The 17,777-nt window shown below is 41.2% G+C and carries 18 protein-coding genes; 9 read left to right on the top strand and 9 right to left on the bottom strand.

Annotated features, from left to right (window positions below; genetic code table 11):
* Positions 1–28 precede the first annotated feature (28 nt).
* The 4 genes from lsrB to ACFVSW_RS18670 are packed head-to-tail and all read right to left on the bottom strand — an operon-like array spanning position 29 to position 4,607.
* Positions 29–1,105, bottom strand: a complete 1,077-nt coding sequence (lsrB, locus tag ACFVSW_RS18685) for an autoinducer 2 ABC transporter substrate-binding protein LsrB (protein WP_387318136.1) — start codon at positions 1,103–1,105, stop codon at positions 29–31.
* Positions 1,093–2,109 (bottom strand): ABC transporter permease, encoded by a 1,017-nt coding sequence (locus tag ACFVSW_RS18680; protein WP_387318135.1) that lies wholly within the window; start codon positions 2,107–2,109, stop codon positions 1,093–1,095. The genes lsrB and ACFVSW_RS18680 overlap by 13 nt, the downstream gene beginning before the upstream one ends.
* Position 2,110: 1 nt before the next feature.
* Positions 2,111–3,112 carry an ABC transporter permease gene (locus tag ACFVSW_RS18675; protein ID WP_387318134.1) on the bottom strand — a complete coding sequence of 334 codons (1,002 nt, stop codon included), beginning with the start codon at positions 3,110–3,112 and terminating at the stop codon, positions 2,111–2,113.
* Entirely contained in the window at positions 3,105–4,607 is a 1,503-nt protein-coding gene (locus ACFVSW_RS18670; protein WP_387318133.1) for a sugar ABC transporter ATP-binding protein, read from the bottom strand. Before ACFVSW_RS18670 ends, ACFVSW_RS18675 begins: the two co-directional genes overlap by 8 nt.
* Positions 4,608–4,834: 227 nt before the next feature.
* On the opposite strand from ACFVSW_RS18670, the gene ACFVSW_RS18665 reads away from it, so the two are divergent.
* The 9 genes from ACFVSW_RS18665 to ACFVSW_RS18625 all read left to right on the top strand — a co-directional run bounded on the left by ACFVSW_RS18665 (position 4,835) and on the right by ACFVSW_RS18625 (position 12,511).
* Positions 4,835–5,755: a sugar-binding transcriptional regulator gene (locus ACFVSW_RS18665; protein WP_387318132.1), complete on the top strand. Its 921-nt coding sequence runs from the start codon at positions 4,835–4,837 to the stop codon at positions 5,753–5,755.
* Positions 5,756–5,782: 27 nt separating this feature from the next.
* Complete coding sequence (lsrK, locus tag ACFVSW_RS18660) at positions 5,783–7,342, top strand: autoinducer-2 kinase (RefSeq protein WP_387318131.1); 1,560 nt, start codon at positions 5,783–5,785, stop codon at positions 7,340–7,342.
* Positions 7,343–7,366: 24 nt separating this feature from the next.
* Entirely contained in the window at positions 7,367–7,720 is a 354-nt protein-coding gene (locus ACFVSW_RS18655; RefSeq protein WP_387318130.1) for a cupin domain-containing protein, read from the top strand.
* 682 nt (positions 7,721–8,402) lie between these two features.
* Positions 8,403–8,765, top strand: coding sequence for a hypothetical protein (locus tag ACFVSW_RS18650; protein ID WP_387318129.1), 363 nt, complete (start codon positions 8,403–8,405; stop codon positions 8,763–8,765).
* 34 nt (positions 8,766–8,799) lie between these two features.
* Positions 8,800–9,927, top strand: a complete 1,128-nt coding sequence (locus ACFVSW_RS18645) for a hypothetical protein (protein ID WP_387318128.1) — start codon at positions 8,800–8,802, stop codon at positions 9,925–9,927.
* Between the two features lie 9 nt (positions 9,928–9,936).
* A complete protein-coding gene (locus tag ACFVSW_RS18640) occupies positions 9,937–10,689 on the top strand; it encodes a hypothetical protein (RefSeq protein WP_387318127.1) in 753 nt (250 codons plus the stop codon).
* On the top strand, positions 10,686–11,144 hold the full coding sequence (locus ACFVSW_RS18635) for a DUF5085 family protein (RefSeq protein WP_387318126.1): 459 nt from the start codon (positions 10,686–10,688) through the stop codon (positions 11,142–11,144). Before ACFVSW_RS18640 ends, ACFVSW_RS18635 begins: the two co-directional genes overlap by 4 nt.
* On the top strand, positions 11,137–11,577 hold the full coding sequence (locus tag ACFVSW_RS18630; RefSeq protein ID WP_387318125.1) for a DUF5085 family protein: 441 nt from the start codon (positions 11,137–11,139) through the stop codon (positions 11,575–11,577). Before ACFVSW_RS18635 ends, ACFVSW_RS18630 begins: the two co-directional genes overlap by 8 nt.
* Before the next feature lie 400 nt (positions 11,578–11,977).
* Entirely contained in the window at positions 11,978–12,511 is a 534-nt protein-coding gene (locus tag ACFVSW_RS18625) for a DinB family protein (RefSeq protein ID WP_387318124.1), read from the top strand.
* A gap of 244 nt (positions 12,512–12,755) precedes the next feature.
* Here ACFVSW_RS18625 and ACFVSW_RS18620 read toward each other — a convergent pair whose 3' ends face one another.
* The 5 genes from ACFVSW_RS18620 to ACFVSW_RS18600 all read right to left on the bottom strand — a co-directional run bounded on the left by ACFVSW_RS18620 (position 12,756) and on the right by ACFVSW_RS18600 (position 17,649).
* Positions 12,756–13,265, bottom strand: coding sequence for a DoxX family protein (locus tag ACFVSW_RS18620; protein ID WP_387318123.1), 510 nt, complete (start codon positions 13,263–13,265; stop codon positions 12,756–12,758).
* 683 nt (positions 13,266–13,948) lie between these two features.
* Positions 13,949–14,686, bottom strand: coding sequence for an amino acid ABC transporter ATP-binding protein (locus ACFVSW_RS18615; protein ID WP_387318122.1), 738 nt, complete (start codon positions 14,684–14,686; stop codon positions 13,949–13,951).
* 15 nt (positions 14,687–14,701) lie between these two features.
* Positions 14,702–15,361, bottom strand: coding sequence for an amino acid ABC transporter permease (locus ACFVSW_RS18610; protein ID WP_387318121.1), 660 nt, complete (start codon positions 15,359–15,361; stop codon positions 14,702–14,704).
* Positions 15,362–15,425: 64 nt separating this feature from the next.
* Positions 15,426–16,211: an amino acid ABC transporter substrate-binding protein gene (locus tag ACFVSW_RS18605; protein WP_387318120.1), complete on the bottom strand. Its 786-nt coding sequence runs from the start codon at positions 16,209–16,211 to the stop codon at positions 15,426–15,428.
* Positions 16,212–16,419: 208 nt separating this feature from the next.
* Positions 16,420–17,649, bottom strand: a complete 1,230-nt coding sequence (locus tag ACFVSW_RS18600) for a serine hydrolase domain-containing protein (protein ID WP_387318119.1) — start codon at positions 17,647–17,649, stop codon at positions 16,420–16,422.
* Positions 17,650–17,777 lie beyond the last annotated feature (128 nt).

The raw sequence follows: 17,777 nt of genomic DNA, 5'->3' as shown, positions 1-17,777 counted from the left end.
CTTTGTTCTCGATAAGCAACGGCAAAATTTAAAAATTGTAGTCTTTCGTATTGTCTTTCGTAAAGATAATCCGCTCTGGTAAAACAATAATTCCGGAGTCATCTGCTGTATAATCGTAGCCTTGAATTGAGTTCGGCTCTACTTTAACGGAACCCATATCAGGAACATCGATAGTGCCCCCAACTTTTAGCGCATTGCCTTGTGCTAACCAATAGGCGACATATACAGCAAGGGCACCTTGATCTTTTACATCCCATAAACCATGATTGGTAATCGTTCCATTTTCAATAAATTGCCGCATTGAATTGGGAGAAGCAAAACCTGTAATAATCACATCTTTGGCTTTCAACCCTTTATTTTCAGCTGCTTGTGCCATTGCTGGAAGAGAGGTTGAGTCCGGACAAATAATCGCATCGATGTCAGGATAAGAATTGAGGATACTTTCCCCAACCTGTAATGACTTTTGTTCATTTGCATCACCAAACTGGGTTGTAACCACTTCCCACTTTGGATATTTTTCTTTAATATATTTGTTTGCATAATTAACCCAGGAGTTTTGATCTGGAACCGTTGGGCTTGAATAGAACCAGGCAATTTTTTTCGCATCATCAGGCTTATCCATTTGCCCAGCTGCCATATCAACCAGCATTTTCCCTAAGATTTCTGGTGTACCTTGATTGATATAAACAGAACGATATTTAGGATCAACATCCGAATCCCATGTGACCACTTTAATGCCGGCATCCAAGGCCTTTTTCAATGCCTGATTCAACCCATCGGAAGATACAGATGAGATGGCAATCGCATCCGCACCGCTATTAACAGCACTGTTAATGATTTGTACTTGGTTGGCCACCGTTCCTTCAGGCGCCCCATCGTACTTGACTTTAAAACCAACTTTCTTAGCCATTGCCTGTGCCCCATCGTTACCAGATTCAAAGAAAGCATTCCCTGTCATTTTTGGAATAAAAACAACCTGAATATCTTTCTTATCCTTCTTTCCGCCGCCTTTAGAGGCTCCTTCCTCTTTCGATCCGCAGGCAGCTGCAAATAACATCACAATGGCCACAAGAATCAATAGTTTCATAGATTTTAATTTTCCCATCGCCGCTTACCCCCCATATTTTGTTTTTGTGTGATGATTCTTTTTACGTTAAATCGAAAATCTGGATTTATCCCCAAGAACGCAACTGACACAATTAGGAGGACCCCCGTAGCCAATCCGATATATTGAGTCGCAACACCGGCCATTTGCAATCCTACCTGCATAAATCCCAATAGGATGCTAGCCAATGCTGTCCCTACAACACCCCCTTTACCTCCGGTGATGAATGTTCCACCTAAAACAACAACAGTTAGAATCGGCATGAGATACTCAGCCCCATAATCAGATCTGGCACTGCCTAAATAGGAGGTTAAAATAACCCCTGCAATCCCAGCACTTAGCCCCGACAAGACATAGGCAGCCGTAATGATTCTTTTTGTATCGATTCCAGCGTACTTAGCGGTGTTTTGATTAATTCCTGTTAAATAGACATATCTGCCAAACCTGGTTCGGTGCAGCAGGATATAGGCAATGAAAAACATGATAATAAAGATGATAACGGCATTCGGAAGCCCCAGGAGTTCCCCATTGGCAATTTGGCTAAAACCTTCAGAAAACCCCGAAATACCTTCATAGGTACTTACATTCGACACTCCCACTAACACAATGGCAATCCCGCTGTATAAAAGCATCCCGCCAAGGGTGATAACCATCGCTTGGACCCTTCCATAGGCAATCAGAACTCCATTGAGAAGGCCGCATAATCCGCCGGTTAAAATGGCACAAAGGATGGAAACCCAGATATTGAGTCCAGCCACCTGAGATAAAAGCCCCGTGACAACAGAGGTTAACCCGATAATCGAAACACCGGAAATATCGATTCCTCCCGTAATAACGACGATAGTAACAAAGAAACCAATAATGGCAATCGCAAGAAAGTCGTTAAAACTATTTAACAGGATCGTGACATTCCAAAATCGAGGGTTGATCATCCCAAAAATAATTATTTCAAGCACAATTAAGACGAATAAAGTAAGGTTCCATTTCGGAATTTTATTTAGCATGTCAATCTTGGGCCTCCTTTTGCAGCACTCTTGCATTTAATCTCACTTTCTTTGCCTTTTTATTAGCAGTAAAGGCAAGAAGGGCATCGATTACAACAATGATGATTAAGAGAGAACCTGAAATCGTATCATTCCAAAATGCTGGTACTTTCATATAAATAAGCGCAGAGTTGATCGATGTTAAAATAATTGCTCCTAATGCTGCCCCAACAACCGTTCCAATTCCGCCTGCTAATGAGACGCCGCCAAGAACGCATGCCGCAATGACCGTTAACTCAATTCCCGCACCGGCATTTGTGGAGACAAAGCCAATTTGACTAACAAAGATCAATCCAGCTAATGCTGCACAGACACCAGAAATAACAAACGAGTAAGCAATATATCGATTGACAGGAATACCTAAGGAAACAGCACCGTCCACGTTGTCACCAATCGCGTTGTAGTACCTCCCCTTGCTGCTCCTCGTCAGGAACACCTGAACAAGAATCACGCCGGCAATCACGATGACCGTCAATAGATTCATGCCGAAGATATCAATTTTGGAAAGCCCCTTCACGATTGCAGGGATATTTTCCACCCATTTTCCGTTCGTATAGATAACCTGGATGACTCGTGTGATCGAAAGGATAGCCAACGTCATAATAAAGGAAGAAATTTTTAATTTTATCACGCCAAATCCATTAATGAGACCAATGCCTGCTCCTATTAAAATGGCAGCGAGTGCCGCTGTATAAATACTGCCCCCATCGCGAAGAATCGTTCCGCAAACAGCCGCAGATAACCCCAGCGTGCCGCCGATAGAAATATCCAAATTCCCAGTTAACAGGACAAAGGTCATCCCGACCGCAAGAACGATATAAAGCAAGCTGCTTTTCAACGATTTATCAATATTTTGCAAAGATAAGTAGTCGGAATTTATCAAACCTACAACCATAAATAGAACGATTAAAAATACGAAGGTTCTAAATTCCCGCAGTTTGATGATGCTTGTCATCCTAGACATGTGCCCGATCACTTCCTTCAAACGTTCCAAAGGCCGCTTTCATCACATTGGCCGCATTAATTTCATCCAAGGAGAGACATACATCGCAGGTTCCCTGATAGACGGCATAGATGCGATCACTAATTCGTTCGATTTCTTCCAAGTCGGAGGAAATTAACAGAATCGAAAATCCCTGGTCTTTTAATTCCGTTATGATCGAATAGATGTCCCCCCTTGCAGCAGCATCAATTCCCCTCGTAGGTTCATCCATGATGATCATTTTGGGGTTCATGGATAGAACCCTTGCAAGAACAACCTTCTGTTGATTCCCGCCTGATAGTGATTTCATCTCATCTTCTTGGGAACTCACCCGAATCTTCAATCGATCAATATACTGTTTGGCAACTTGCTCCTCTGCCTTTTTCTTTGTAAATAGACCGTGCCGTTTAATTATTTGTGCGGTGATATTATTTCTGACAGAACCTATCGAAAAAATTCCGTGCAAAAATCGATCTTCCGGTATATAGGCTAAACCACTGTTCACCGTTTCATTGATGGAAAAATTCGTAATGTCTTTTCCATCAAGATAAACCTTTCCGCTCTTAATCGGATTAATTCCGTAAATCGCTTCGGCAATTTCTGTTCGTCCAGCCCCGACAAGCCCGGCAATTCCAACCACTTCTCCCTTGTAAACTTCAAAACTAATATTCTTAAATCCGTCGCCAACGATGTTTTCAACTTTAAGAATCGGTTCCTCCTCATGAGGATGGACGGTTCGCTTTTCAAATTGATCCTCGTAATTTGCTTCATTTCCAACGGGAAGCAGCCCTTGGATGAACATATCTTTCGTGAACTCTTCTATTTTCCCTTTTAGCGTTATTTGGCCGTCTCGTAATATGACAGCATGGGTTGAAATCTGAAAGACTTCATCAAGACGGTGGGTAATATAGAAGATTCCCACTCCTGAATTCTTTAACTGCTCAATCACTTTGAATAATGACTCCGTTTCCGAAAACGTTAAGGTAGACGTCGGCTCATCGAGAATTAACACCTTTGACTTTCTTAAAAGTCCTTTGATAATCTCAAGCTGCTGTTGTTCTGCGATACTCAAGGTAGCGGCAAGCCGTTTCAAATCGAGATCCCAGCCTAATTCTTTAATAAGCTTGATCGATTCTTCGCTTACCTCACGTTTGCTTTTTCTAAAACCAACCGTCAGATTTTGCAGGGCGGTCATATTGGGAAATAACAGCGGTTCCTGCGGCACTAAATAAATGCCCCGTTCATGTGCGGCACGAGGGTTTAAATGATCGACCCTTTCTCCAATAATCTCAATCGAGCCAGAGTCTGGTTGATAAATCCCTGTAAGGATTTTCATCAAGGTACTCTTTCCAGCCCCATTACCGCCGATAATCGAAATCACTTCTGACTCATGAAGATCTAATGTAATCCCTTGTAAAACCGTATTCCGGTTAAATGACTTTCGGATATCCTCCAATCTCACCAATTTCTTCGGCACTTTCAAACATCCCCCTACCTTAGCACGATAAGATGTAACCGCTTTCTATATTTTGTAAATCCATTATGGTTCCATACATTTTATTCGCAGACAATCATTTTATTCATTATCAGTCCTTTCAAAAGAGGGAATTTGTTAATACATTGGTTTTATCGCCATACACTAGTAATACAATAGTTTGTGCATAAAATTTTTGTATAAAAAATAAACTGTAGAGAGTGAAGTACATGACCTATGAAAATAGCCTGATCATCAAAGTCGCATGGAAATATTACAATGAGGGAATGACGCAAAATGAAATAGCGGAGTCTTTAAACCTATCGAGAATGAAAGTGATCAAATACCTGGATATCGCCAAGGCAAACAACATTATCCAATTTAAAATTAACCTCGATAAATTTGTTGATATCGATTTACAAAATAAAATCAAGCAGCACTATCAATTACAGGATATCTATATTGTTCCAGCCTCTAACCAAAATTCGTTAGATAGTCTTTCCAAAGCTGCTGCCCACTATATTGAAGACAGAATTACTAGCGATACCATGATTAACGTTGGGTATGGGCAAGCCGTTTCAAGAACCTTAGGGCATTTACACATCTCCACTAAGTATAAAGTCACGTTCGTCTCCTTATCTGGCGGCGTAAAATTTTACATTCCGACAGCGATAGAATCTTCATCTGATTATTATACACCCCCCCATTTCAACCATTACATTATGCCAGCCCCGTTAGTGGTATCGACGGGACATCTCGCCAAGCAGTTAATCAATGAAAAGCCAATCAAGAAAATCTTTGAAATGATCCCATACTCTAACATCACGATTATTGGCATTGGGGCCGTAAATGAACAAGCCACCATTGTGAAGGAAGAGTACTTGAACACAAATGAAATTGAAATCATTAAATCACTAGGTGCTGTAGGAGATCTATTAAGCCAATTTTATGATATTAATGGCAAGGTTATCGATTATAAATTGCATAAACAACTAGTTAGTACAGATATTAATCTCTTAAAATCACTGAACCATGTGGTTGCTGTTGCTGGAGGATTGGAAAAAAGAGAGGCCATTATTGGTGCATTAACAGGAGGATATATCGATGTATTAATTACTGATGAAGAGGTTGCCAAGAGTCTAGTTGATTGAAAAATTGATGGAAAGGGAGAAAGCGGCATGGAAAAGTACTTAATGGCAATTGACGCTGGAACCGGCAGCGTCCGCGTCATTTTATTTGACACATTAGGCAATGAACTCTTTTGTATGCAATCAGAATGGACCCATCATGAGGATAAAAGGTATCCAGGGTCCATGGACTTTGACATCAATAAAAATATCGAAATCATTATTGGACTGATTAAAGAAATGTTGGCAAAAAGCAGCGTGAACCCAGAAAACATCGTCGCCATTTCAACCACCAGCATGCGCGAGGCCATTGTCTTATACGATCAAGATGGCAAGGAACTTTGGGCCTGCGCCAACGTGGATTCAAGGGCAAATGATGAAGTCGCGAACCTTTATCAAATAAGCGATACAATCGAAGCAGAAATTCATCAGATATCCGGACAGACGTTTTCTTTGGGAGCAATTCCGCGTCTCCTTTGGGTGAAAAAAAATATCCCGGAAACATATGACAAAGTCAAATATGTGACGATGCTTAACGACTGGATTACCTATCTTCTTACCGGTGTGATTTCAGTTGAACCTTCCAATGGCTGCACGACCGGCCTTTTCGATCTTCAGAAACGAGTCTGGGAGCCAACTATATCAGAGAAGGTCGGTCTAAGAAATGATATTTTTCCGATTGTCAATGAGAGCGGAACCATTATTGGCAATGTGACCGAGGCGTTCGCGGCACTTACCGGGCTGAGCATTCAGACACTCGTTGTGGCTGGCGGCGGCGATGCCCAGTTGGGCTGTATTGGTATGGGCGTCATTGGTGAAGGGGATGCAGCTGTTTTAGGCGGGAGCTTTTGGCAATATGAATATACAACAAACCAGGTCGAAATCAGTGATACCTGTAAAGTTAGAGTGAATTGCCATGCCATCCCCAATACCTGGCAATATGAGGCCATCGCCTTCTTCCCCGGATTAATCATGAGATGGTTCAGGGATACATTTTGTGAGCTTGAAGCCTTTCTTCAAAAACAAACCGGTGAAAGCATTTATGCCCAAATGGAGAAAAGAGCCCAAGATGTACCAGCCGGCAGCCATGGGATGATCTGCACTTTTTCCGATAAAATGAATTATTTTTCATGGAAACATGCATCACCAAGTTTCATAGATTTTAAATTTGATAGTTCTTTTAATAAAGCAACTTTTTATCGCGCCATTATGGAAAATGCTGCATTTGTAACCAAAGGAAATATTATCGAGGTTTCCAAAGTGACAAATACGTCGCCGGAAGCGATTGTTTTTGGAGGAGGGGCATCAAAAAGTGACCTATGGTGCCAAATTGTTGCTGACGTTCTAAATAAGAAGGTAAAAGTTCCTGTTGTAAAGGAATCTACTGCTCTCGGTGCGGCCATTTGTGCCGGTGTAGGAGCTGGCGTTTATGAAAGTTTTAATGAAGCCATTGCTAAGGTTGTAAAATTTGAAAAAACCTTCGAACCAAACGAGACGAATCAGTTCATTTATGAAAAATTATTTAAGAAGTGGGAAGCCATCTACAAAGTACAACTAGGTCTGGCTGACCAGGGATATACCGAACATATGTGGATCGCCCCAGGCTTGTAACCCATTCAAAGGAGAGGAAACAACATGACGGTTATGAACGAGAATGAGAGAGAATACCGCTTTGGTGACAGCGGACCTAAATACCTTCAAAAAGGTCCCAGAATGAACTTTGGTGTGGTTGTGTTGCAGCCGGGACAGGATTTTAACGCCCATTATCATAGCATCATGGAAGAAAATTTCTATATTCTAGAGGGTGAACTAGAAATCCATATCGACAATGACATTTTCCAGTGTAAACAAGGCGATTTTATTCATGTTGAACCAAAAAAGGTCCACTATTTAATCAATAAGGGAGATACAGTTTTTAAAGCAGCCTTTATGCTGGCACCCTATCAGGAAAAGGATAAGGTTGATGTAGATTACAAGCCATACAGTTAAAGTTAAGGGGGCACTGTCACGCCCCGAATTTTGCCGATAACAAAACATCCCCACACCAATTGATGTGGGGATGTTTTATTCCTTTACACTTCAACTTTATAGCTTGAAATTCATTGAACCGTTTAAGGAGAGCAGTTCTAGATCCGCCTTTTGAGTCGCAATCGGAGGAAAAGGCGACTATAAGAATTAAAAATTACCCAATAAAGCTTATTGGACCCCCATTTTTACTAGAATGTCTTGAAAAGGGTATCCAATAAACGCTATTGGAACCCGTTTCTATTCAATAATCTTGCAAAAGGGTATCTAATAAACGCTATTGGGACCCGTTTCTACTAAACAATCTTGCAAAAGGGTATCTAATAAACGCTATTGGAACCCGTTTCTACTCAATAATCTTGCAAAAGGGTATCTAATAAGCGCTATTGGAACCCGTTTCTACTCAATAATCTTGCAAAAGGGTATCCAATAAACACTATTGGAACCCGTTTCTACTCAATAATCTTGCAAAAGGGTATCTAATAAGTGCTATTGGAACCCGTTTCTACTCAATATCGCGCCCAGCCACCGCATCCTCGTACCTAGGACCTTTCTCCTTTGCTCATAGGAAAAATGATTCATTTTTCGCCTTTTTCCAAAAAAATCTAGTCAGAAATAATACAATAGGAGGAGGTGATGAAAAATTATGGAATTTAATCTAAGCAATGCCCTTAATCAAGGCAGACGGGTCAATGATATTGCTGCAGATATAAGAGGAAGTAAAAACAGTTTGAATGTTGTGAAGGGAAGCCTTGGCAACAGCTGGAAGGCTACTGAAATGACCTACATTAATCATCATTTTGACAACTTGACAACAGAGCTTTCCCGGTTGGCAACCGAATTAGACTCCATTGGACACGATATTCAAAGTACAGCAAATGAAATACATAGGGAAATAGAAGAGAAAAAAGCAGCAGAAGCGAAGGCGAAGGCCGAAGCGGAAGCGAAAGCAAAGGCTGAAGCTGAGGCAAAAGCAAAAGCCGATGCTAAAGCCAAGGCAAATCCATAAGGATCGAATGGACTCTGGAGGTGAAAACGGAAACATGTCTCAACTCAAAATCCATACTGGCAGCGTTGAGCAAAACAGCAGCCTTGTCCAGCATCAATCGCAAAAATTAATAACGGCCAAAACCAGCCTGCAATCCACCACCCATCAAATCGACAGCCGCATCTTAGCACGAAAAAATCTCAGCGGCAGACTCCAGGCTGTTAACACTTCCCTCGATAAACTTACGAAACAAGTAATGGAATTAGACAGCTTTTTAAAACAATCAGCCAATTACTATGATGCAGCCGAGAAAAAAATCACCGGCTCAAATGACTGGAAAGTGCTGGTCCGCAATTTCATGCTGGGCGCTTCTGCTATGGCCATTAACCCGAGAACCTTTCTTCGTGCCGGTAAGGGGCTTTCCTTCAGGATGTTTCGTAAAGATGGAAAAGTTCTCATTAAGGTCGTAAGAGGAAAAGTAGGCAGCCACCAGGATTTTTCAAAGTACTATAACTTAATGAAGCAAAACCTCAGCGGAACAGCTAAATGGAACCGGCCTTTCGTAACAAGATTAGTGAATGAGGGCGTGGCGCTTTATGACGAAAATCGCGGCCGTTTTTTTAACAACCGCAATAAATTTATCGGCACCCGGTTTGATGACTTAAATCAAGCGGTCCGAAACATTGGCCAAGATCAAGTGAAGCTCGTGGGAAGAGCGGCAAAAGATGGGTTTGTTGGCGGAGTGAAGGTCTGGGACGATTTTAAAGGCTGGAACAATGTCAAAGGCCTGGCGAACACCGGAAAAGCCCTGGGGATTCTCGGAACAGGTCTCACCGTGTGGAGTGATTTTCAGGACAGTTTCCAAGATAAGCATACCGGACAATGGAACTATAACTCAACGAAGGTAAAAGAGTTTGGCGTCAACCTTGGCGTTGATATCGGGATGGCAGGCGGGGCAACGGCGTTAGGCGCAGTTGCAGGTTCCTTCTTCCTCCCTCCTGTTGGCACCGTTGTTGGGGGACTTGTCGGATTTACAATCAATGCCGCTGCCAATTATAAATTTGGCGGACCGCCGGCGGAAAGTGTTACCGACCGGGTAAAGGACATTGCCCACCACCCGATTAAGACGGCAAAAGCAATTGGAAACAAGATATCCAATTCGATTAAAAAAATCTTCTGGTAGGAGCATCTTATGTTAAAAAATAGTAACGAAACAGATTTCTATGAACTGAAGACAGTGGCGAACGGGCGGTTAAGCCCCGATCGCATCTCTGCCTTTTTTTGGGTCACTTTTTTAATCAGCGCGGTTTCCACCATAGTAGTGACCGTGGGAGCCGACTCCATGATGTTTATTCGTGATGCCTGGATTCGATTTATCAGAATCGATATTTATTTAATACTGGCACAGCTCGTGATTGCGATCTTTTTCACATTTTCAAAAAATACATATAAATTTCAAAAGATCCAATCCATTTTACTTGCCATCATCGGTTTAAAATTTTCACTTGATTTTTATAAGGTCTATTTCCTCGCTCTTGAAGACCGCCTTGCTCCAGACTATATGTGGACCACAGGCTATGTTCTGATTGGCGGCGGACTGGTCTATTTATTCCTTTCGACCTGGCGGGCAATTATTCGAGTTAAAAAAGGTGCCTTCCAAAAAGGCGGGAAATTACTCTACGATTTTCAAACATCCAAAGGTCATATAAGTCTATCGTTTATCATCGGAGCTACGATTTTTGGGGGTTCGATTATCAAAACGCTGTCAAGCAATGGTAGTGGTTTCACTGAAATCTACATCCTGCTGGGTGCCTTTGCCCTGATGCAGTACTTTATTGCCATCGCCTGGCCGGAGTTTTTTCTATTAGCCTACTGTAAATGCCGGTTTGATTCCTTTTCGAAAAAGCCGCCTAAAAAACTAGCAGAACGAGGTTTGAAACGATGAATATTAAACGGAAACCGGTTGTTTTTCATAATGTGATAAGCGCGACAGCCACATGTAAATCGGAAGAATGGTTTGTAAGTGCAGTTGAATTAAGAAATGCTGTCATCAAAAGCGGTCTATATGGGACAGGCCCAGTCATCTATCAATTTGCCAATTATGACCCGAAAACCGATTTGGCCGATTATACCTTTTACTTGCCGGTGAATGCCCCGATTGAGCTTGGGGAAAATGGGAAATATCAGTTCTATCCGAAATGGGAGTTTACCGACTGCCTGATTTTGCGCCATGCTGATTTAGAGGAAGACCTGGAAGAATCCTATGAGATACTGCGGGCTTGTGCCGACGAGTTCCGCTTTGATTTGCAAGAGCCATTTTACCATATTTATTTAGATGTATACGGCGGCGGAATCATTGATATTTATGCACCGATCACAAAGGGGCGGTTGGATGATTAACCCAAACGATTCCATCCGCTTTTCCAATGTCCTTTCGCGAAAATATCGCTTCCATTATCTAGATATGAATGAGGCCCTTGAAGATTTTTTAAACGATGTCGGCTCTCTGAAGGCAGCAGTGCGCGGCCCGCTCTTCTACTCCATCCACAATGTCCCGCTCGATGAGATGGTGAATGCAGAGTTTTACATGCCAATGGAGGATGACTGGATTGAACCCAGGGACGACATGCGCTTCCACAGCTATTTCAGCATCGAAAACATGGTCTCGCTTTGCCCTGCGGAAAACATCGAGGCCAAGACAGAAGCTGGCTATAAACTGCTATTCGATTACATCGAGGAGCATAAACTGGAGCAGGCAACACCGATCTTTCATGTTATTTCGGGTGATGAAAATTTTCAGTATTCGTTTATTAAGATCGGGGTAGGCGAGTAAGGAATGCCTTTGCCTTTGCCCTTGCACGATACAATAGCGAAAATCCACTCCCGGATTTGGGAGTGGATTTATTGTTTTTCTTAAATGAAGGACTAATTCCTTATAGAAAAGCTGCGATTAGTCCTTCATCAAGCCTTTGAAGGACTAATCCCTACTACAAACACAACGAGTTGGCCTTCATCTAATCAGTGAATTAAGACAAGGAGCCTGTCTACTCGTCCCTTCCCTTTTCCCTTTTACAATAATACATTCCAGATGGTATAATTTACCTTAACACGATTGAAGGGGGCGATGTTTTTTGAAAAAGGTGATGGCATTTAACGGGGTGTATGTAATTTAAGGGTAAACGTATAATTACCCCTATAAACTGCGTGAGCCCATATTTTGGGGGATTGAAGCGATGAAGAGAGAGGATTTAATCGTAGTACCGTTGCCAGATTTTGAACCAGAGATTGGTCGATGGGTATGGTGCCTAGAGGATGTAAGGAGACCGCTTTTAAAAAGAGTATCGGGATTGAATCAAGATTTTCTTGATAAAAGACTAAATGGCGGGCACTCAATCGGATCATTGCTATACCATATTGCACTAATTGAAGCTGACTGGCTGTATGAAGAAGTTCTTGGCGGTAAATGGAATCCAAAGATTCGCTCGTTATTTCCTCTAGAAGACCGAAATAGCGATAACACTTTAACGCACATTGAGGGTCAAAATATCGAAGAACATTTACATCGTCTAAAATCGGTGCGTGATGAATTGCTTTTCCATTTTCGTTCTATGGACGTAAAGGATTGGCGAACCGCAAGAAGTCTTACCCACTATGATGTGACACCGGAATGGGTGATCTACCACCTTATAGAACATGAATCACACCATCGGGGGCAAATTTTTCAAATAATTAGCACTTTAAAGGAATTAAATAATAGTCCGCTTTAAAGTGTTTAGCAAGGTCTGCGTATGTAGTATGAGTCAAGAAAACTCGCCAACTTTTTGTGCTGCACTCCTATTGTTAGACATAACTAACAATTGGGGTGCAGCACATTTTATGTCGAGTTTTTACGTTAATGTGCATTTCAAATAGTGGCAAAAGGCATCTGAGATTTGGGCAGAGACTGAATAGACAAAAGGCATCCGAATAAGTTAATATTCGAATGCCTTTTCTCGACTACTTATATAGTAATTAAGCAACGGTTGTACCTTTTCTATGATTACCTTTAACTGTAAAATATTTGCGTACATAAGGCATTGCATATCGGTCTAAGCCGAATTTGCCAGCATTTGCTCCTGCAACGAGAACGAAGAAGGCTAAAAGAATCAGTTGGCCGTTAGTGCTCACCGTGCCGCTGAACAAGAAAGAGAAATTCATCACCAATCCCATTAGTGTTGCAAAGTTAGTAAGAAGGCCTAGGATTAACGCAATTCCGACTAATAATTCGCCCCATTGCACTAAGAAAGAAAACAGATCAGCATTTGGCAATGCAATATGCTCTAGAAATGCTGCCCACCAGCCTTGAACTGCTGGGTGCTCTCCTGTGCTAGAAGCGATCGCTCCCTTTAAGAACCCACTTGCATCAAATCCGCCGCTTGTTATTTTTGCAAAACCTGCATGTATAAATTGATAACCTATATAAATCCGAATGATCGCTAAAACCCCTGCAGCAATAGTATTTTTTCTTAAAAAATTTAACATAATACTCCATCCCCTTAGGATTAAAATTAGTTTGTTCACTATTTCACAAGACCTTGTTTGTTTGTTTCTTACTACACTTATACATTAACACTTTATCCAAGTTAAAAAAGGTGTATGTGATGTTATTCACAAATCTGCAACAAAGTTTTGACTAGATTGTGAAATATGAATCCTCCAGGCTAAAAATTACTTTTATTACGGCTCTGTTATTATTCATTGTTGATTTTCGTGTAGGTATGAAAATTCATAGGCGGAGAATTTCCGGCTAATGTATATAGAGGAAGCTTAAGAAGCAGAAATAAGCGGAGATATTCCGATTAACTGCTCTAAATAAGGAAAAATCCAACGATTTGGATAATATAAACGGAAGTACTCCCTTTATTTTTAAGGAAATATGGGTATTTCCCAATTTAAACGGAATTTTACCGTTTATTTTTCAAACACAGTGAAATCAACATTCAGTTATAACAGAGCCTTTGTAAACAGGAACTATGGTTGGCGGCTGCACTAGAATTTGTGCCATATCCAGCATTGCATATTACATGGATATTAAATTTGGCCCAAATGCTTAAAAAATCATGTACCCCTACGTAAAAGGGTTCAGCCCTGCAGTTAAAATAGCCGGACTGAACCCTGAATTGTTACTATATAAATACCTTCGTCACGCTTCTACGGCACCACCATCAACGATTTAAAAACGCCTTCGTCCGTTCGAATTGCGGGTTGGTCAATACATCAGAAGGATGACCGGATTCAATAATTTCTCCATTGTCCATAAAAATAACACGGTTGGCTACTTCTTTTGCAAATCCCATCTCATGGGTGACGACAATCATTGTCATGTGTTCTTCTGCCAGGTCCTTCATCACCTGCAGGACTTCGCCGGTTAACTCGGGATCCAGCGCCGAAGTAGGCTCATCAAACAGCAGAATATCAGGATTCATCATCAACGCCCGGGCAATGGCTACCCTTTGTTTTTGGCCGCCTGATAAATGAGCAGGGTAAGCACTTTCCCGGCCCGTAAGCCCAATCTTCTGGAGAAGCTCGCTGCTTCGCTTCCTTATATCGGAAGCAGACTCCCTTTTCACTAATCGTGGAGCCATTTCCAAATTCTCTTTGACTGTTAGGTGCGGGAACAGATTAAAGTGCTGAAACACCATTCCCATCTTGGTGGTAATCTGCTTGATTTCCTGCGGTTTTGAGTAAACTCCGTCCTTTACAAGCTCATCACCGGAAACCCGAATACTGCCTCCATCAATTTTTTCTAGGTGGACAAGACTCCGGAGCATCGTACTTTTCCCAGATCCGGAGGGGCCAATCACAGCCACTACATCGTTTTTATTAACATCAAAGCTAATCTGTTTTAAGACTTCCAGATTGCCATACGACTTTTTGAGATTAGAAACTTCAATGATTGCCATCCTCATTCTCCCTCCTTATTCAAATCTAAACCGCCGCTCGATCCATTTAAAGAACAGCGTTAATACAAGCGTCATCAGCAGATAAATAACACCCGCTACAGCAAAAGGAATAATCGTAAAATCACGATTGACTGCTGTCTCTGCATAATGCAATAATTCCGGAACCGCAACGGCATAAAGTAGGGCCGTATCCTTGACAAGTGTCACCGATTCGTTTGCCACAGCAGGAAGGGCAATACGAAACATTTGCGGCAGAATGATCCTTGTCGTCATATGCCATTTAGAAAAACCGAGAACTTGTGCAGCCTCATACTGTCCTTTATCAATGGCCAAAAGTCCGCCGCGGAAAATCTCAGCAAAATAGGCAGCATAATTAAGGATAAACCCTATACAAGCAGCCACAAAGCGGTCCAGCACCAAATATTCCCCGATGCCCGGAATCATTGGCAGCCCAAAACAGATCACTAATAACTGAAGCAAGAGCGGTGTCCCGCGCATCACATAAATAAAACCTTGTGCTAGCCAAGATAGCGGCTTGAAGCTGCTTTTTACACCTAAGGTTAACAAAAAGCCCAGCGGAATCGACACAACAATGGCAATCACAAACAAAAGAATCGTCATTTGTGCCCCTTCCAGCATCGGCTTAAGGATAGTTGTAATATACTCAAACGACATAACAGGATTCCTCCAAAAACAAAACAGGGTCCCTTTGGAATCCTGTTTTGCTTCCTATTTATCATTACTTTACTACTTTATCTTCACCAAACCATTTATTCGAAATTTCAGCGGCCGTGCCGTCTTCATTCATTTTATCGAGTGCTTTTTGCAGTTTGTTCAGCAGTTCCTCGTTCCCTTTTTTCACGCCTACTCCATATTCTTCAGGAGAGAGGGATTCATCAAGTACTTTGAACGTCCCCTGCTCTTTTGTCATGTAATAATCAATCACAACTTCATCAATCACAACCGCATCTAATCGGCCGCTTTTTAAATCATTCAAGGCCATCACATTATCGGAGAACTCCGTCACATTTTTAATCTTGGATTTTATTGGATTCGCATCCAAGGCATCCGAAGCAGATGATAATGACTGCAGCCCGACCACTTTGCCTTCTAAATCTGCCAGTTTGGATAACTTAGAATCGGCCAGTGTGACCACAACCTGAGCATTTTTTAAATAGGGCTTTGTAAAAAGAACCTTTTTCTTACGTTCATCGGTGATTGTATAACCATTCCAGATAAAATCAATCCGGCCGCTGCTTAGTTCAGATTCCTTTGTTTTCCAGTTGATAGGCTGGAATTTAACCTTCACACCCATCTTTTCAGCAGCTGCTTTTGCATAGTCAATATCAAAACCAACAATATTATTAGCCTCGTCGCGGAATCCCAGCGGAGCAAATTTATCGTCGATACCGATTACCAGCGTTTGATCACCCTTTTCCTTATCCCCTGATGTATTATTCGAGCAGGCTGTTAAAACAGAAAATACCGCTGCGATCACTAGACCTATAGATACTAGACGTTTCATATGAAAAAAACCACCTTAATTCGATTGTAAATTCACTTTAGTGCGTTACCATGCTATCACACTATCGAATTATAACACTATAATATTTTTTAGGCAAGGGGGACAAAGGGACAATCCCATGTCCCATTCCGGATACTAGATCGCACGCTCAAATTTTAACAAGCCAAAAATATACAAGTTTTTATACATTCTTGTTATTTTTGGCTTGTTAATTTCTATGATTGGATTTATCTTTACCTACTTTTAAAGATACTTCTTTAAAAATATCCTCCCAGCTATCTACATTTCCTAGCGATTTACCCGTCCGTAAAATAACAATATTGTTTTTCGGAGAGATATATAGATACTGTCCATACTTTCCCATCGCAAAATAGTCTAAACTCCCATTATTATTTTGTGTACTATACCACATGTATTTATATCCGATATTTTTATTTTCTAAGAATGAGCCTTTATATTCATCTCTATTTAAGGGGAATTCGCTTAGTGTAGACAGCTTTATCCATTTTTCATTCAGTATATACTGCTCATTCCACGTTCCACCATGAAGTAACATGCTGCCTATCTTTACAAAGTCAATAGCTTTGAAATTAATACCGCTCTCCATCTTTTCAAAACCAGTCAGTTTACTGTCTAGACTCCATGAAGCATCATTTTCGGCTCCAATCTTATCCCAAACTTTCTGCTGGAAATATTCCGATACATGTTTACCCGTACTGCGCTCCAGTATAATGCCAAGTAATAAAGGATGGTAATTGTTATAATGAAATTTACCTTGGTATTTTATAGTCAGATTAGTATGAGTCAACGCTAAATTACGTAAATCCGGCATATAATACGTTTTGGCATCGTCGCTAAACCAGATATTTCCTTCCTCGTAGCTGATGCTTGAACGCATCAGAAGTAAATCTTCAATTGTAATCCTCTCCATATTTGTTCCTTTGAACTCGATTATATAATCAGCAATCGATTGCTTTTCATTTTTTATATAACCATCTTCAATCGCCATTCCAATTAACAAAGAATCGATTGACTTAGCCATTGAGAAAGATGTATTAACAGTGTCCTTGTCATATCCGTTGAAATATTCTTCTAGCACTACTTTGTCATCATGGACAATGATAAAAGAAGTGGTATTTGTTTCCTTTAGAAAGGTATCCAATCGCGTTGTTCTGCCTCTTTCTTTATACATATAGTCTATTGACATCTTTTTTAAGGATTCGTCCAGGTTGTATTTGTAATGATACGGCTGGGAGCTTTTTAGAATAATCCGCCTCGGAAATACTTTGTAATCCATTACATCCGAATCTCCATTTATGATTGTCCTAAAAACATATTGCGGGGAAAGTATTATTGTGGAAACTAATACAAGCAGTATTGAACTTATCAAGAGGAATGTTAAGAAAATAAGTACTAGCTTAGTAGTTTTCTTCTTCATTTTACCTCCTTAATTTCTAGGCTGTGTTAAAGAATATTGTTGATTTTGAGCACAATGTTGATTGGAGTGGAAGGCGCGAGACTCCTGCGGGAGCAGCGGGACAGGTGAGACCCCGCAGGCGCGGAATT

The organism is Neobacillus sp. NPDC058068 (assembly GCF_042885335.1).
Lineage (GTDB): Bacteria > Bacillota > Bacilli > Bacillales > Cytobacillaceae > Neobacillus.
This window is presented reverse-complemented; position numbering and strand designations above follow the sequence as displayed.

Coding starts and splice junctions, on each gene's coding strand:
- lsrB (WP_387318136.1), bottom strand. CDS start 1,105: ATGGGAAAATTAAAATCTATGAAACTATTGATTCTTGTGGCCATTGTG.
- ACFVSW_RS18680 (WP_387318135.1), bottom strand. CDS start 2,109: ATGCTAAATAAAATTCCGAAATGGAACCTTACTTTATTCGTCTTAATT.
- ACFVSW_RS18675 (WP_387318134.1), bottom strand. CDS start 3,112: ATGTCTAGGATGACAAGCATCATCAAACTGCGGGAATTTAGAACCTTC.
- ACFVSW_RS18665 (WP_387318132.1), top strand. CDS start 4,835: ATGACCTATGAAAATAGCCTGATCATCAAAGTCGCATGGAAATATTAC.
- lsrK (WP_387318131.1), top strand. CDS start 5,783: ATGGAAAAGTACTTAATGGCAATTGACGCTGGAACCGGCAGCGTCCGC.
- ACFVSW_RS18655 (WP_387318130.1), top strand. CDS start 7,367: ATGACGGTTATGAACGAGAATGAGAGAGAATACCGCTTTGGTGACAGC.
- ACFVSW_RS18650 (WP_387318129.1), top strand. CDS start 8,403: ATGGAATTTAATCTAAGCAATGCCCTTAATCAAGGCAGACGGGTCAAT.
- ACFVSW_RS18645 (WP_387318128.1), top strand. CDS start 8,800: ATGTCTCAACTCAAAATCCATACTGGCAGCGTTGAGCAAAACAGCAGC.
- ACFVSW_RS18640 (WP_387318127.1), top strand. CDS start 9,937: ATGTTAAAAAATAGTAACGAAACAGATTTCTATGAACTGAAGACAGTG.
- ACFVSW_RS18635 (WP_387318126.1), top strand. CDS start 10,686: ATGAATATTAAACGGAAACCGGTTGTTTTTCATAATGTGATAAGCGCG.
- ACFVSW_RS18630 (WP_387318125.1), top strand. CDS start 11,137: ATGATTAACCCAAACGATTCCATCCGCTTTTCCAATGTCCTTTCGCGA.
- ACFVSW_RS18625 (WP_387318124.1), top strand. CDS start 11,978: ATGAAGAGAGAGGATTTAATCGTAGTACCGTTGCCAGATTTTGAACCA.
- ACFVSW_RS18620 (WP_387318123.1), bottom strand. CDS start 13,265: ATGTTAAATTTTTTAAGAAAAAATACTATTGCTGCAGGGGTTTTAGCG.
- ACFVSW_RS18615 (WP_387318122.1), bottom strand. CDS start 14,686: ATGGCAATCATTGAAGTTTCTAATCTCAAAAAGTCGTATGGCAATCTG.
- ACFVSW_RS18610 (WP_387318121.1), bottom strand. CDS start 15,361: ATGTCGTTTGAGTATATTACAACTATCCTTAAGCCGATGCTGGAAGGG.
- ACFVSW_RS18605 (WP_387318120.1), bottom strand. CDS start 16,211: ATGAAACGTCTAGTATCTATAGGTCTAGTGATCGCAGCGGTATTTTCT.
- ACFVSW_RS18600 (WP_387318119.1), bottom strand. CDS start 17,649: ATGAAGAAGAAAACTACTAAGCTAGTACTTATTTTCTTAACATTCCTC.